Here is a 15,011-nt window from a genome sequence, read left to right on the forward strand (position 1 = left end):
CGGTCCGGCGGGAGGGGCGCGCCGACGGGGGGTTCGCCCGGGCGTGCCGCATCGTGTGGATCGACGTATCCGCGCACTGCGCAGGCGGGTCGCCACGCCCACGGCCGGTCGGCCTGCCGCTCGCACTCCCCCGAGGCGTTGTCAGTGGCGCGTGCGACCATCCAGTGCATGATCGTCTCGCTCGACTCCCTGGTGCCGACCGCCGGTACGCATGTCTCGACCACGTACGCCGACTGGGTCGCGGCCCACGACCCGGGCGCGGCCGGGGCCGCACGCGGCCTGGTCGAGGAGATGTCCCGCGAGCTCGGCCGGACCTGGGACAAGCCCGGCCGGTTCCTCGACACCATGACGGCCCGCGCACGGCGGCTGCCGCCGGCTCATCTGCCGTGGTTCTGGGACACGGTGGGGCACCGCCTGATCGGTTACGGGAGCCGCCCGGGCGGGCGGGCCTACGCGGCGGCGCGAGCGGCCGAGGCCGAGCACGGGCTGCCGGTCGATCCGGGCTACCGCAGGGCCAACGCGCTGCTGTTCGCCGCGGGCGGTGCCATGCCCGCCAAGGAGTTCGGGGCGCATCAGCGCTTCCTGGCCGAGACGCTGGAGCCGGCCGCGGCCCATGCGGCGCTGGACGCGTTCCTGACGGCGTGGGCGAGCTCCGCCGCCGACCTGCCGGCGGATCTGGTGCGCCGGATACGGGCCTCGGCGAAGGCGGCCGGGCACGGGGACGAGGAGGTGGCACGACTGGTCGGCGCGATCTTGTCCGTCACCCGGAAGAAGTCGGTGCCCGACGCCCTCCTGACCGCCGCGCTCCCGATTCTGACGAACCATCAGCCGACGGACACGGTCGCGGCCGGTCTCATCGAGATGTTTCCGACCGGGACCACCGACGGCGGGCCGTGGCTGCGGATGCTCATCGGCTGCGGCGCGACGCGGGCCCTGGAGGACGGCCGGGTCGTCCCCGAGGGCGGTCCGCACCAGTGGGTCGGCATGTTCCTCCACATGTACCAGTACGCCGCGCAGCCGGGCGGCGGGGTGGCGCGGCAGCCGCTGCCCGTCGAATTCCTCGATCTGGTCGGCCGGTTGGGGCCCGGGCTTCGGGCGGCGGGCGCGCCGGTGACGGTGCACACCACCCGCCACCACCACCAGGGCGTCGACGCGGACGTGCTGGACGCCCTGCTGGCGGCGGGGGTGGCGGTCGTCGATCCGGGTCCGGAGATCCGCATGCGGTTCTGGGGCGAGCGGTCCCGGCGCGACCTCGCCGCACTGGCCGCCGACCCGGTCTTCGGCCCCCGCCTCGAGGGGACCGTCCACCAAGGTCTCCTGCCGAACTGGTCGTCCGCGCACCGCAGGCCCGGATCGGCGGTGACGCTGCTTCCGGGCAACGAGGGCATCGCGCACGGGGTGGCCGCCCGGGTCGGCAAGCTCGTCGACACGGTGGCGGGCGGTGGCATGGCCGGCGCGGAGGAGGCGGTGGCCGAGCTGGAGACCCTGCTCGACCGGCCGACGGTGGGGGCGCTCGGCGGGATCGTCGACGCCCTCGCCGATGCGGGCGCGGCGGGCGCGCTGCGCCGTTCACTGGCGGCGGGCCTGCCCGAGGAACTGGCCTGGCCGGCCCTGGAGACGGTGTACGCGCGGTTCGCGGCGCAGGCCGGGCCCGAGGAGGCGGGGCGGGCTCTGCCCGGCGTGGCCGGGGTGACCTCCACCTGGCCGGTCCTGACGGTCTTCGGGTCCGACCGGGCGGTCGCCGTCGGCCCCGACGGGGAGCGCGGTTCGTGCCGCTTCACCGTGCCGTCGGACGCGACGATGTTCGCCGTTCACTACGTGGGCGGCTCGTTCCTGGTGAGCTGGACGACACGGCCCAACCCCTACCACTGCGACACCGCCTTCTGGGCCGACCGCCCCGGCCAGCCGTTCACCCCGGACGAGACGGGGGGCCTGGTGCCGTTCGGCGGCCGGCTGGACGGGGCGTACGGCTTCCAGTTCGAGACCGCCGACGGTCGCGGCCGGCACGGCGGCCTGCGGGTGCTGCGCGCGGGCGGCACGGAGGGCATCGACCGGGACGAGTTGCAGCTCGGCGACGGCTCCCGGGTGTGGACCAACGCCGTCTATGGGGGCCGCGCCTGGGAGGTGGTGGACCCGGCCACCGGGGAGCGCCGGGGTCCGGCGCCGCTGCCCGACTTCCCGGGCCGCGCCGTGGCCGACGACCCCTCGGAGGAGGGCATGACTCTCGCGCGAGAAGCCCTTCAACTGGCGCTGCTCCCGGCCGAGTTGACGGACTCGCCGCTGGGCTGCCGCAACGGGCTTGTCGGGACACGGGTGTTGTTCCGCACCCGGCACCGCGACCACGCGCCCGATCACTTCCTGGTGGAGAGCGTGGACGGACGCACCGCCCGCTTCGACATCGACCGCCCGGGACAGTCGCCCTGGGGGCTGTGGGCGCCGCCGGAAGGCGCCGCCGAGGACGTGGTGCTGGCCGAGGCGGAGACCCGGACCGGGGTGCGCGCGTACGCGGCCGACGGCGTGCTGCTGTGGGAGCTCGACGGCCACCGCTCACCCCGCCACCCCGAGGGGCGGCCCGCCCGACGGGTCACCGTGTCGACGGGCGTCGCCCTGCCCCCGGCGTTCTGGTACCTGCTGGTGACCCGGGACGCGGCCGGTTCCCGGGCGCTGAGAACCGTGCGGCACGAGACGGGGGACGCCCTGCTGACGGCCGCGTTCGACGGCGCGGAAGCGCTGCACGCGGCGGTGGCCCGGGAGTTGCCGGGGATCACGGATCCGGTGCTCGCCGGGGCCGTCGCGGCCGTGGCCTCGCGGGCCGCCCGGGTGGAGGAGCGTCGGCGCGCGCTGCACCGGCGGGCCGTGGTGCTCGCCGAGGCGCCCCCGGCCCTGCCGCGCGGTTCCGCGCCGGACACCGAGCTGATGCCGGCGCTCTTCGGGCTCGTCGAGGACGGCGAGCGTGACCCCTGGCGGCGGCAGCCGGACAGTACGCGGCCCGCGACGCTGAACGCGCTGGCCGCCGACGGCGCCTGCTTGGCGGGGACCATCACCGAGGAGGTGCGCCGGCTTTCGCCGCCCGCGCCGCCGTGCGACTGGTCGCAGTTGCTGGGCGCCATCGACGCCGCCGCGTGGCGCGCATGGGTGGCGCCGACCCCCGAGGCCGAGCGTGCCGCGCTGCTCGCGCTCCTCGACACCTGGGCCGAGCAGCCCTTCGCCCGCGCGGGCAGCCGGTGGTGGGTGGGCCGCACCTCCGATGCCGCAGCCCTGGACGGATGGCGGGCGGCCGGAACTCCCGTGACTTCGGCGGGAGTTCGGGCCGGTGGCGCGCAGCGCTGGTTCGTGGCGCCCGCGTCAAAGGATCCGGGTGACGACCCGGTGCCGACGGCCGTCCAGGCACGGCTGGTCACGGTGGAGCGGGACGACACCGCGCGGCTGCGGGCCCTGGTGGCGGCGGTCGGCACGCACGGCCCGGTGCCGGTGCCCGAGTCGGCGGTCGCGCGCTTCGCCGAACTCACGGGCGTACGGCGCCCGGTGGCCCGGCTCGTGCTGGCCGGCTTCGTCGGCAGGCCGGACCGGGAGGAGGACACCGCCCTGGTGCGCAAGGCTCCCTACCGGGCGACGCCGCTGACGGCCGCCGCGTACGACCGTCTCCGCGCCCGGCTCGGCCCGGCCGGTCCCCGGGCCGTGCTCGCCGCCGCCCTGCCCGAGGAACCCGCGGAACTGTGGGCACCGGGCGGGGTCGAGGCGGCCGCGGAGCGGATGGCGGAGGTGTGGCGGGAGCTGGTCGGAGCGCTGCCCCCCGTGCACGACGAGGCGGCCGACACCCTGGAGGGCGCCCTCGGCCTCGGTGAGGTGTGGGCCCGTCGCCTCGCGGGCGGGTATGAGGCCGCCTCCGACGCCACCGTGGAAGCGGCCGGCTGGGAGCTGGCGGCGACGGCGTACAGCACGGGCGTCGAGGTGCGGGCCGTACCGCCGGCCGGGCGCCAACTGCCGTACGGCACCCGGGTGGGCGTGGCGTACCGGGACCTGGCGAGCGCGCTGGTGTGGGCGTGGACGGACCGGCCGGTGGGCGATCCCGCGGTGGCGGGGGCGACGGCCCTGTACGAGCGGCTGCGGGCCGAGCTGGATCGTCCGGAGCTGCTGATGGCGCTGACCCATGGGCGCGTCAAGGACACGCCGGAGCGGATCGCGGAGCGGTTCGGCCCCGCGCGGCTGCCGGTGGCCGCCGACACCCGTAAGGAGCAGGGCCCGGTCCCGTCGACCGCGTACGACTGGGGGCCGCTGGTGGTGTGCGCACCCGGTGGCGACAGCTTCCTGCGGCCCGCGGTCGCCGCCGACCCCGAGGTGTGGCAGCGGGTCGGGGAAGTCACCGATCTCGCCGAGGAACTCGACCGGGTGGCCCCCTTGCTGGCCGGTGGCGCTCTGGAGCGGATGATGCGGCGGTCGCGGTCGGGAGCGGTGCCGGTCGGGGCGTACGAGACGGATCCGCGCCAGTCCTGCCCGGGCCTGGTCGCCGAGGTGGCGCGGGAGCTGGGGGTCGGTGGGGACGCCGCGGCCCTCTACCTCCAATTGGCGACGCTCGCCGCACCCACCGACCGCGCCGTGCGGCGCTGGAACGGCTGGTCGGCCAAGCGCCACAGGGAGGTGTGCGCCGAGGTGCTCGGCACGGGCAGGGTGGTTCAGGCCAAGCGGGCACGGGCCGGCCGGAGCCTGTTCCTGCCCGGCCCATGGACCGAACTCAAGGCCCCGCACCTGCCGTTGGAGACCGCGAAGCTTGCCCCGCACGCGGTGCGCCCGCTGTGGGGCAACCAGATCCTCGCCCCGTTCGGCCGCGTCCTGCCGACGGCGCCGCTTCACGAGATGTTCGCTGACGCGTGGGCGCGGCTGGCGATGGCCGGCGGGGTGGGCGCTCCTGACATGGCGCCGTCGTAGGAGGGGCGTCAGCCGCGCCGGTCCTTGCGGTCGCGGCCGTCCGAGCGGTGGGGCAGGTGCGGCAGGTGGCCCTGGCGCAGCTGGAGCCAGATGTCGCGGGCCCGGCGGCCCGCATGGGTGCGGCTCTGGGCCACCATCTCGCGGGCCTCCTCCTCGGTCTCGACCATCGCGGACGATCCCCGCAGCGGTTTGCCCGCGGTTTCGCGCAGGAACAGGGCCGAGATCACGCCGATCACGCCCGCGGCCATGAGGTAGTAGGCGGGCACGAGTTCATTGCCGGTCGCGTCGACGAGGGCGGAGGCCACGAGCGGGGTGGTGCCGCCGAACAGGGACACGGAGAAGTTGAACGCGAGGGACAGCCCGCCGTAGCGCAGATGGGTCGGGAAGAGCGCGGGCAGGGTGGCCGCGCTGGTCCCGGCGAAGCACACCAGGAACAGCCCGAGGACGGCGCAGCCGATGGCGGGCAGGACGACGCCGCCCTGGCGGATGAGCTGGAAGACGGGCACCGAGAAGACGACCATCGCGGCCCCGGCCCACAGGAAGAGCGGGCGGCGGCCGTAGCGGTCCGACGACCGGCCGACGACCGTGATGGTGAGGGCGACGAACACCATCGTGCCGAGGACGAGGAGCTGCGCGGTGAGCTCGGATTGGCCCAGCGTGGTGCTCATGTAGGTCGGCAGATAGGAGGTCACCATGTAGTTGGTGACGTTGTAGAGCAGCACCAGGCCGATGCAGACGAGCATGGCCTGCCAGTGGTGGGTGAAGACCTCCTTGAGCCGGCCCTTGCCCGACATGCGTGCCTGTTCCAGGCGTTCTTGCTCCTCGGGGGTGACGCCGCCCCGCGCGGACTCCCGCCGTCCTCGCTCCTCGGCCTCCTGGAACGCGGGCGTCTCGTCCAGCTTGAGCCGCATGTAGAGGCCGATGAGCCCGAGCGGCCCGGCGACGTAGAACGGGATCCGCCATCCCCAGTCGACCATCTGGTCCTCGGTCAGGAGCCCGGTCAGAACGGTCACCATGCCGGAGCCGAGCGAGTAGCCGACGAAGGTGCCGAAGTCGAGCCAGCTGCCGAGGAAGCCCCGCATCCGGTCGGGCGAGTACTCGGCGATGTACGTGGTGGCACCGGCGTACTCACCGCCGGTCGAGAAGCCCTGCACCAGTCGGCAGGCCAGCAGCAGGATGGGCGCGGCGAGGCCGATGGACTTGTAGCCCGGCAGGAAGCCCACCGCGAAGGTGCTGATCGCCATCATGATCATGGTGACGGCGAGGACCTTCTGGCGTCCCACGCGGTCGCCGAGCGGGCCGAACACGAGCCCGCCGAGCGGCCGGACGAGGAAGGCGGCGGCGAACGTCGCGAACGTCGAGATGACCTGGGCGCCCGGCGAACTCGACGGGAAGAAGACCTTGCCGAGGGTGGCGGCGACATAGGCGTAGACACCGAAGTCGAACCACTCCATGGTGTTGCCGAGCGCGGCGGCCGACACGGCCCGGCGCACGGCGGGCTTGTCGGCCACCTTGACGTCGTCCGCGCTCAGGCTCTTCTTGCGACGGCGCAGCAGCGTCCGGACCATGCGTTCGGTCTGCGGGCTTCCCGAGCCGAACCCGCGACCTCGATCACCCGGGGGTGTGGGCCCCCGCCTGCTTGATTTCATGGGCACCTGTGCGTCGTCGTCGGTGGTTGCACACCAGGCCTGGTGCGATGTACGGAGTGCTGCCGGGCCCCCGGACCGCGTGTCCCGTACCCGGCATACGTACATCAACTCTCCCCCGCGGACACGGTGCGCGCAGCGCAAGCGGGGCGGCGTGGGCGTGTCGGCGCGGACGCAGGCCGACGCGCCGGCTCGCGGCGCCGCCGCCGCGATCGTTGGCAGGGGGGTCTGTGGTCGCGCCCCCGTTCCGGCACCCCGAGCCGGGAATGATGGGGTTGCGCCATGACGACTCTGACGGTCCGTTTCTTCCAGGCCCTCGACCGCTTCCACGCCGCCCGCCCGTGGGACCACAACGCCCACTACCACCGATGGATCATGAGACAGCTCCCCCGGCGCTTCGCCAGCGCCCTGGACGTCGGTTCGGGCACGGGCGATCTGGCCCGGCTCCTGGCGGGCCGCGCCGCCTCGGTGCGGGGTCTGGACGCCGACCCCGAGATCGTCGACAGAGCACGTGAGCTCACCCCGTCGGCGTCACGGGTGACCTTCGCCGTCGGCGACGCGCCGGGCGCGATCGCACCGGGCCCCTATGACGTCATCACCTGCGTCGCCACCCTGCACCATCTGCCGTTCGCCGAGACCCTCGCCGCCTTTCGCCACCACCTGTCCCCCGGCGGCACGTTGGTCGTCGTGGGGCTCGCCCGCGCGCAGTCACCCGGCGACCATCTGCTGGGCGTCGCCGCCCTGGTGATGAACGTCGTCATGGCCTGGCTCAAGCACGGCGGCCGCAGGGCCGCGCGGCCGGCCTCCATGACCGCTGCCACCCGCCCGGCGACCATGACCTTCGCCGAGATCGTCGACGAGGCACGCGCGGTGCTGCCCGGAGCCCGTCTGCGGCGGCGCCTGTTCTGGCGCTACACGCTGGTGTGGCACAACCGCTGACCCGGAGCGGGGGCGCGGGCCGGAACCTCATCCGCCCCCGAGCGGCGGGCGCACCCTGACGGCGCCGGTCAACCTACCCCGCGGCCGTGACGCCACCCCCATCCGAGCCGGGCGAGCGGTGGTCGGGCCCTGGGGCGCGTGAGCGGCGTCTTCCAGGGGACTCGGTGTTCATGACAGAGACCTCGCACACCCGGAGTTCGTACTGGACCCGATTCCGCTCCCACCTGGCCGGCACCGCGCCACGGGACACGGCGGAGGCGGAGCCGGAGGAGGAACCCGGCGCCCCCACCGATCTTCCGGCCCGGTCATGGGGGGCGGTGCTGCGCCGTACCGGCCGCGAGTTCCTCGACGACGACCTTCCCGACCGGGCGGCCGCGCTCACCTACTACGGGGTGCTGTCCCTGTTCCCCGCGCTGCTGGTGCTGGTGTCGATGCTGGGCGTCGTCGGCAGGAGCGCGACGCAGTCGCTCCTGGACAACCTGGGCCATCTCACGCCGGGCCCGGTGCACGATCTGCTCGACAGCGCCGTCCGTCAGTTGCAGGACAACGGCGGCACCAGCGGGGTGATCGCGGTGGTGAGCCTGCTCGCCTCGATCTGGTCGGCTTCGAGCTATGTCGCCGCGTTCATCCGCGCCGCGAACGCCGTGTACGACCTGCCGGAGGGCCGACCGGTGTGGAAACTGACGCCGCTGCGGCTGGCGTTGACGGTCACGCTGATGGTGCTGCTCGCGATCAGCGCGGTGATCGTGGTCTTTACGGGACCCCTGGCGCAGCGCGCGGGGGACGCGATCGGAGTGGGCGGCGCCGCGGTCATGACGTGGAACATCGCGAAGTGGCCGGTGCTGCTGGTCCTGGTGGTCCTCATGGTGGCTTTGCTGTTCTGGCGCGCCCCCAACGTCCATGGCCAGGGCCTGCGGTGGCTGAGCCCGGGCAGTCTGCTCGCGGTCCTGCTGTGGCTGGCGGCGTCGGGCGGCTTCGCGCTGTACGTGGCCAACTTCGGCTCGTACAACAAGACGTACGGCACGCTGGCGGGCCTCATCATCTTCCTGATCTGGCTGTGGCTGTCGAACCTGGCGATCCTGCTCGGTCTGGAGCTGGACGCGGAGCTGGCCCGTCAGCGCGCCATCAGCGACGGACTGCCCGAGGGCGAGGAGCCCTATGTGCAGCCCCGCGACACCCGGACGTGGCCGGACAAACTGCGGCGCAAGGTGAAGCGCCGCCACGGCGGACCCGGCGCCTGAGTCGCACCCCCGATGGTGCCGCCCCAACCCCCTTGTGCAGCAAGGGAATTGGGGCGGCCGCACTCAGATCGCCATGGCCTCCTGGATCCAGCGGTTCACCCGGTACGGCAGCCACCAGGCGAGCTCGCCGACCTCCAGGACCAGGCGTTCCCCCGTGAAGTCGGCCAGCACGGAGGCGGGTACCGAGGCCGCCGGGGCTCCGTAGGCGAGGGCCTCGATGGTTTGGCGGTACTCCGGCTCGTCGGCGGTGAAGCGGCGCAGGTCACCCCAGCGGCGGTCACGGATCTGGACGAAGCCCGGGCCCTGCCGCCACAGGCACTTGCAGAGGTAGTGGCCCTCGCGCCAGCGGCGCAGAGCGCCGGTCGCGTCGGCGGGGCCCTCCAGGCGTTGCGGCGGCTGGAGGTGGCTGAGGGTGCGCCAGGCGTCGTCGGCGGCCGTCGGGGCGAGGCGCAGTCTCCACTCGACGAGGACGGCCCGCGCGGTCAGGTCCCGCACCAGGCTCAGACCGCGTACGGCGCGCTCGGCCGCGCCGGGGGCGTCGAGTTCACCGAGGTCGATGGGTTCGGGCAGCCGTACCCGGCGGGCGCCGCTCTCCCACAGCCGGTCGCTCTCCTCGCCCATGGGGCCGGTCAGTTCCCGCTCTCCGAGGTACATCCCGGGCAGCGCGCACGCCTCGGGGTCGTAGTCGCGCCAGGCGGCGACCGTGAGGGACTCGGTCGTGGTGGTGAGGGTGGTGCTCATCGGTCCAGTCCTCCTGCTCCTGTGTCGGACACGCGGCTCAGACGCTCAACGGCTCCGGCCGGGCGGGCTGTTCGGCGTCGAGCGCGGCCTGCGCGTGACGCATGAAGTCCAGGCGCAGCAGGTCCTCGTTGACGGCCGAGGGCGCGATGTGGACGTACTGGCCGCCGTCGGTGAAGACCAGGCCGAGCGCGAGCCAGGAGTCGAGGAGGCGCTGGACCGCGCTCTCCTCGCGCTCGGCGCCCTGGGCGCGGGCGGCCGCCTTGCGGGTGAGCGCGGTGGCCGTGTGGGGCTGGTCGAGGAGTCGGAAGACGGCCAGTTCGAACGGGTCGGTCAGTTCCATCGCGCGCCAGTCGAAGGCGCGCCGCCTGCTCACCAGGACGATGCGGTCGCCGAGGTCGGTGTGGGTGAGCCGGGCGTCGGCGTGGTGTTTCTTCCAGGCGTCGAGGGCGTCGTTGAGGGCGGTGACGGTGGGCTCGGTGATGCCGCGCTGGGGCGCCTCGAAGACGTAGGCGAGATCGTAGAGCTCCGACTCGGGCAGGTCGTAGGTGAAGCGGTAGTGCTCCTCGGGGCGCAGCCCGTCGAAGCCGAGCTCGGGCCGGTTGAAGTACGGGCTGAACCGCTCGATCGCGATCCGCGCGGACAGGTCGACCGGCGGGTTGAGGTGTTCGAGTGCGGGGATCTGCGCGATGACGGGGTCGTAGTCCTCGGCGGTCTCGCCGGGGAAGCCGTGGAGGTAGTTCCAGGCGACGGAGAGGCCGGTCTCGGCGCCGTCGCGGAGCATGCGGACGTTCTGGCAGCCGCTGACGCCCTTGTCCATCAGGTCCAGGACCCGGTTGTTGAGGCTCTCGATGCCCGGCTGCACGTAGATCAGTCCGGCCTCGGCGAGCGTCCGCAGTTGGCTGCGACGCATGTTGGCCTTGATCTCGATGTGCATCCGCAGGTCGTAGCCGCTCTCCATGATGCGGGGCAGCACGGTGGTGAGGTAGCCCATGTCGAGGATGTTGTCGACGAGATACATGTCGAGGACCCTGTGGCGGCGGGCGAGTTCCATGATCTCTTCGAAGAAGGTGTCCGGGCTCTTGGAGCGGTACTGCATGAACGAGCCGTTGAGGCCGCAGAACGTGCAGTGGTGCTTCTCCCCCCACCAGCAGCCGCGCGCGCCCTCCACCACCAGCTTGGGCTCGACCCAGTTGCGGGCCACGGAGGAGGCGAGGCGCTCGAAGTAGCCGCTGTAGTCGGGGGCGAGGATCGTGGCCGGCGGCAGGGGGCTCGTGGCCATCGGGTTGACGATGCTCGCGCCGTCGGCGTCCCGGTGGCACAGGCCCGGCACCTTGTCCAGGACGTCGCGCCCGGCCCCTTCGGCGAGGGCGGTCACCAGCTGGGGGAAGGCGGACTCGCCCTCGCCCCGGATGACGTGGTCGACGAAGGGGAAGTTGCGGTGGACGGCCTCGCCCTGCTCGCCGTCGCAGTTGGCGCCGCCCATGACGGTCACGATGTGCGGGGCGAGCCGTTTGACCTGCTGGGCGGCGGCGAGGGCGGCGGTGTTCTGCTGGAAGGTGGAGGTGAAGCCGACGACGTCGGGCGCGTACTCCACGATCCTCTGGGCGATCATCGCCACGAACTCCGGTACCTGGCGGTGCAGTTCCTGCGACATGCGAAGGCGTGACTTGCGGAGTTTGCCCTTCATCGCAGTCGCGAACTCCTCGTCGCGCCAGGCGGGGTCGTCGTAGAGGGCGGAGGAGAACACCCAGTCGCCGCAGCCCATGAAATAGGAGGAGAGCGCGTAGTACTCGTAGTCGTCGGCGGTGAATTCGGTGCGCTCGGTGATCCAGTCGGTGAATTCGAGATTGGCGTGCAGTACTTCGGCGGTGGCGCCGGGCACGCGTTCGTCCACGCTGCGCTTGAGGATTCCCAGGGCCAGCGAGGGAAGGTCTATGGGCGACCAGGGCATATTGACCAGCAGGACACGCATGTCGGCTCCTCGGGATGTGCGGAGACGTAGGGAGTGGGGCCCGGGGGGCCGGAGTTGGGGGGTCTTGCCGGCCGGCCCGGCGGCGAACCGCCGGGCCGGCCGGCAAGGATCAGTCCTCTTCGCCGTCCTCGGCGTTACGGAACGGGACCTTGATGGTCACGCCGACGCTCGGCTTGCGGTTTTCCTCGTCACCCGCGAGCGGGTCATTGTGGATGATGTCCTTCTGCATGGCCGGAACTCCTCTCTGTGTGGGTGGTGCCTGTTCCGGCGGGCGCCGATGAGCGCACCCGTCCGGTCTCCCCGCCCCGGTCGGAGCGGGTTGTCCTGGGGGTGGTGGTGCCGGGCCGCCCGCGCCGCAGTTCGCGGTCGAGGAAGACCACCGCCCGGCGCAGCACGGCCACGTGGTCGTCGGCCTCGTAGCCGTCGTGGCCGGTGTCCAGCCACATCGACTCGTGGCGTACGCCCGCGTGCCGAAGGGCTTCGAGGTAGTCGCGCACCTGGCCGGGCGGGCACTTGGCGTCCCGGGTCGCGGCGGCGACGAGCAAGGGGGCCTCGACGGCGGCCGCGTAACGCAGGGGCGAACTCCGCGCGTACCGCTCGGGCACCTCCTCGGGGGTGCCGCCGAACAGCCGCTCGTCCAGGGCGCGCAGGGCCGCGGTGGTGGTGCGGTGGGCGGCCGCGCAGTCCGCGACGGGCTTGACGGCGACGCCCGCCTGCCACACGCCGGGGTGGACGCCGAGGGCGAGCAGGACCAGATAGCCGCCCCAGGAGGTGCCCCACAGTCCGGTCGCGTCCGCGCGGACCACCCCGCGGTCGACGAGGTCGGCGCGGACCGCGACGAGGTCGGCGACCTGGGTGAGCCCGACGCCCTCGCCGAACGCCCGCCGCCAGCGCGGCCCGTACCCGGTGGAGCCGCGGTAGTTGACGCGGACGACGGCGAAGCCGGAGGCGACCAGCGAGTGGACCACCCCGTCGTAGGCGTCCCGGTCGTGGTCGGCGGGGCCGCCGTGCACCAGGAACACCGCGGGCACCGCGCCCCGCCGCCCTTCGGGCAGGCTGATCAGCGAGTGCACCGGGCCGTCGGGTCCGGGGGTCCACAGGTCCCGGTGCTCGCCGGGCACCCGCTCGGGCAGCTCGTGGGTGGGAGGCAGCTCGATGCCGGCGGTGGAGACCATGCGGGGCGGTGTCGCCGTGTCCGTCCACAGGAAGTGCACATCGGATCCGGTGCGCGGCGCCGCGTCGAGAAGGGTTCCGCGCGGTGTCGGTACGGGCTCGACGGTGCCCTCCGTCAGGTGCACGCGGTGCAGGCCGCTGCGCCCGTGCCGGTCCTGGCGCACCAGGAGCGAGCGGCCGTCGGGGTGCCAGCGGGCGGTGATCTCGGTGTCGAAGCCGCACCAGGAGTGCGTGACCACTCCCCTGTCGGGGCTCCAACTGGCCAGCAGATATTGGTCGTTGGTCTCGCGCACGAGGAGGAGTTCGACGCGGTCGGCGACGGGGGCGAACCCCAGCGACCAGAGCCGCCCTTCGGGGCCGTCCCCGGGTAGCACCGCGCATACGGCGCCGTCGTCGGCGAGGACGGTCACGGCCCACGCCGATCCCGCGGCGCCGCTGAGCGCGAGGAGGCGGCCGTCGGGGGTGGTCCCGGACAGGGTGGCGTGCCCGTCGACGCGCGTCACTTCGCGGGCGGCGCCACCGCGCGGACCCACGTGGACGGTGGTCGACCGGGTGTCGCCGAGCCCCATCGCGACGCGGCCGCCGGCACCGACGGCGAGGCCACGCGGCTCGCCCTCGGCCACACCGAGCAGGCCCGGTGCGTCCGGTCCGCCGTCGAAGGGCTGGTACCGCCAGCGCCCGACGCCGTTGGCGTCCTCGTCGAACCACCACACCCGTGCGTCCCGGTCGATCGCGCCGTGCAGGGTGCCGTGCGGGCGGTCGGTGACCTGACGGGCCCGGCGCGTGCTGGCGTCCCAGGTGAACACTTCGCAGCGGCCGTCGGCGTCGGCGGTGAACACCATCTTGGTGGGTTCACCGGCGCACACCTCGGGCAGCGCCGCGCGGTAGACCTGGTAGCTCCTGGTCATGCGGTCGCCCCCGTCAGCCGGCCGCGTACGACGGTGGTCCGCCAGGCCAGCGCCACGAGCAGGGCGGCGCAGACCGCGGCGGGCGCGGCCGTCCCGGCGCGGGTCACGAACACCCCGGCCAGGACCGGCGCCAGCGCCGCCGAACCGCCCACCGCGCTCGCCAGCACCGCGCCCGTGCGGGCCTGGAGGGCGGGCGGGGTCTCCTGGAGGGCGCGGGACTGGAGCACGACGGCGACCAGCGGCATCAGCAGGCAGAACACCCCGAACAGCGCGCCGTACGTCCAAGGGCCCTCGGCGGTGGCGAGCCCGGCGGCGAGCGGAACGAGCAGCCAGGACACCGTCACCAGCAGCCGCGCCGCGCCGATCCGGCCCACGACACGCGGCGCGGCCAGCGACCCGATGAGACCCGCGGCGCCGGAGAGCGCGAGCACCAGGCCCATCGGTGCGCCGCCGTGGCCGCCCTTCTGGAGGGTGAACACCGCGCCGTAATAGAGCGCGACGATCACCCCGTTGACGGTGGCGGTCCAGGTCAGGGCGAGCCGGAGGAAGGGCGAGGTGCGGACCAGGGCGAGCCCGGCCCCCAACTCGTCCCACATCCGGCGCGCGGGGCCGGTCCGGGGCGCGGGATCCGCATCGGGGGCGGCGCCGTCCTTCGGGGCCGTGCCGTGCCGCGGCCTCAGGTCGGAGCTCAACGCCCGTACGCATCCGGCGGCTACGGCGTACGACACCGCGTCCGCGAGGAAGGGCAGGGCGCGGGACGCCTGGTAGAGCGCGCCGCCGAGGGCCGGGCCCAGGATCAGTGCGCCCTGGTCCCCGGCCGAAAGCCCGGCCACCACGCGGGGGCAGTCGGCGGGCGGGGCGATCATCGCCACGGTGCCGGCGGCGGCGGCCTCGTACACCGCGGTGGAGAACCGTTCCACCAGGACCGTCCCGAGCAGCAGCGCGAGCGGCGGGTTCCCCCGGGTCACGGCGGCCGCAAGGCCGGCCATGGCGAGTGCCGAGACGGTCGCGGACCAGAACATCACGGGTTTGCGCGCGCCCCGGTCGGCGGGGACGGCCGCGATCGGGGCGAGCAGCAGCCCGGCCGCCGTGGACACCCCCGCGATCAGGCCGACGGTCGCCGCCGAGTGGCCGAGCCCGAGGAGCAGCAGGGGCAGGACGACGCCGGACGCCTGGGAGCCGAGGGCGTCACCGGCGCTCGCGCACCAGAACAGCCGGACGTCCCGGGAGATCGGCCGTCGGGCCGCCCGTCGGTCGGCGGCCGTGGTGCCGGGGGCCATCAGAGCGCCGCCCCTACAGAGGTCCCTGGAAGGCCCAGGGACTCCGGTTCACGCACAGCCACCCCACAGTTGGTCAAGTTGCGAAGAATATGTGCAGGAATCGAAACGAGCGGGAGCCTAACCAGGCGCCCGCTCGGCTCACAAGGGTTCCGCCATCGAGGCCGGAATCGAACTCCGTAAGGGCC

At 73.7% G+C, this 15,011-nt stretch carries 8 protein-coding genes; 3 read left to right on the plus strand and 5 right to left on the minus strand.

Features of this window, described 5'->3' with window-relative positions:
* The first annotated feature begins 168 nt into the window (after nucleotides 1-168).
* Complete coding sequence (locus DWB77_RS05160) at nucleotides 169-4,926, plus strand: hypothetical protein (protein WP_120727378.1); 4,758 nt, start codon at nucleotides 169-171, stop codon at nucleotides 4,924-4,926.
* A gap of 8 nt (nucleotides 4,927-4,934) precedes the next feature.
* On the opposite strand, the gene proP is transcribed toward DWB77_RS05160, so the two are convergent.
* The gene (proP, locus tag DWB77_RS05165) at nucleotides 4,935-6,494 is read right to left on the minus strand and encodes a glycine betaine/L-proline transporter ProP (RefSeq protein WP_120720107.1); all 1,560 of its coding nucleotides are present in this window, start codon (nucleotides 6,492-6,494) and stop codon (nucleotides 4,935-4,937) included.
* A gap of 360 nt (nucleotides 6,495-6,854) precedes the next feature.
* Between proP and DWB77_RS05170 the strand changes: the two genes are divergently transcribed.
* Complete coding sequence (locus tag DWB77_RS05170) at nucleotides 6,855-7,511, plus strand: class I SAM-dependent methyltransferase (protein WP_120720108.1); 657 nt, start codon at nucleotides 6,855-6,857, stop codon at nucleotides 7,509-7,511.
* A gap of 170 nt (nucleotides 7,512-7,681) precedes the next feature.
* Complete coding sequence (locus DWB77_RS05175) at nucleotides 7,682-8,752, plus strand: YihY/virulence factor BrkB family protein (RefSeq protein WP_120727380.1); 1,071 nt, start codon at nucleotides 7,682-7,684, stop codon at nucleotides 8,750-8,752.
* 63 nt (nucleotides 8,753-8,815) lie between these two features.
* Here the strand turns inward: DWB77_RS05175 and DWB77_RS05180 are convergent, their stop codons facing one another.
* From DWB77_RS05180 to DWB77_RS05195, 4 genes are all read right to left on the minus strand, one after another.
* Nucleotides 8,816-9,493: a DUF5825 family protein gene (locus DWB77_RS05180; protein WP_120720109.1), complete on the minus strand. Its 678-nt coding sequence runs from the start codon at nucleotides 9,491-9,493 to the stop codon at nucleotides 8,816-8,818.
* A 37-nt stretch (nucleotides 9,494-9,530) separates the two neighbouring features.
* Complete coding sequence (locus tag DWB77_RS05185; protein ID WP_120720110.1) at nucleotides 9,531-11,465, minus strand: RiPP maturation radical SAM C-methyltransferase; 1,935 nt, start codon at nucleotides 11,463-11,465, stop codon at nucleotides 9,531-9,533.
* A 203-nt stretch (nucleotides 11,466-11,668) separates the two neighbouring features.
* Nucleotides 11,669-13,546: a S9 family peptidase gene (locus tag DWB77_RS05190; protein WP_120720111.1), complete on the minus strand. Its 1,878-nt coding sequence runs from the start codon at nucleotides 13,544-13,546 to the stop codon at nucleotides 11,669-11,671.
* Nucleotides 13,543-14,826, minus strand: coding sequence for an MFS transporter (locus DWB77_RS05195; RefSeq protein WP_120720112.1), 1,284 nt, complete (start codon nucleotides 14,824-14,826; stop codon nucleotides 13,543-13,545). The genes DWB77_RS05190 and DWB77_RS05195 overlap by 4 nt, the downstream gene beginning before the upstream one ends.
* Nucleotides 14,827-15,011: the final 185 nt, after the last annotated feature.

Origin of the sequence: Streptomyces hundungensis, from assembly GCF_003627815.1 — a bacterium.
Lineage (GTDB): Bacteria > Actinomycetota > Actinomycetes > Streptomycetales > Streptomycetaceae > Streptomyces > Streptomyces hundungensis_A.

Excerpts from the sequence above, each read along its gene's own strand:
- DWB77_RS05175 (WP_120727380.1), top strand. The coding sequence starts at position 7,682 with ATGACAGAGACCTCGCACACCCGGAGTTCGTACTGGACCCGATTCCGC.
- proP (WP_120720107.1), bottom strand. The coding sequence starts at position 6,494 with ATGGTCCGGACGCTGCTGCGCCGTCGCAAGAAGAGCCTGAGCGCGGAC.
- DWB77_RS05190 (WP_120720111.1), bottom strand. The coding sequence starts at position 13,546 with ATGACCAGGAGCTACCAGGTCTACCGCGCGGCGCTGCCCGAGGTGTGC.
- DWB77_RS05160 (WP_120727378.1), top strand. The coding sequence starts at position 169 with ATGATCGTCTCGCTCGACTCCCTGGTGCCGACCGCCGGTACGCATGTC.
- DWB77_RS05195 (WP_120720112.1), bottom strand. The coding sequence starts at position 14,826 with ATGGCCCCCGGCACCACGGCCGCCGACCGACGGGCGGCCCGACGGCCG.
- DWB77_RS05180 (WP_120720109.1), bottom strand. The coding sequence starts at position 9,493 with ATGAGCACCACCCTCACCACCACGACCGAGTCCCTCACGGTCGCCGCC.
- DWB77_RS05185 (WP_120720110.1), bottom strand. The coding sequence starts at position 11,465 with ATGCGTGTCCTGCTGGTCAATATGCCCTGGTCGCCCATAGACCTTCCC.
- DWB77_RS05170 (WP_120720108.1), top strand. The coding sequence starts at position 6,855 with ATGACGACTCTGACGGTCCGTTTCTTCCAGGCCCTCGACCGCTTCCAC.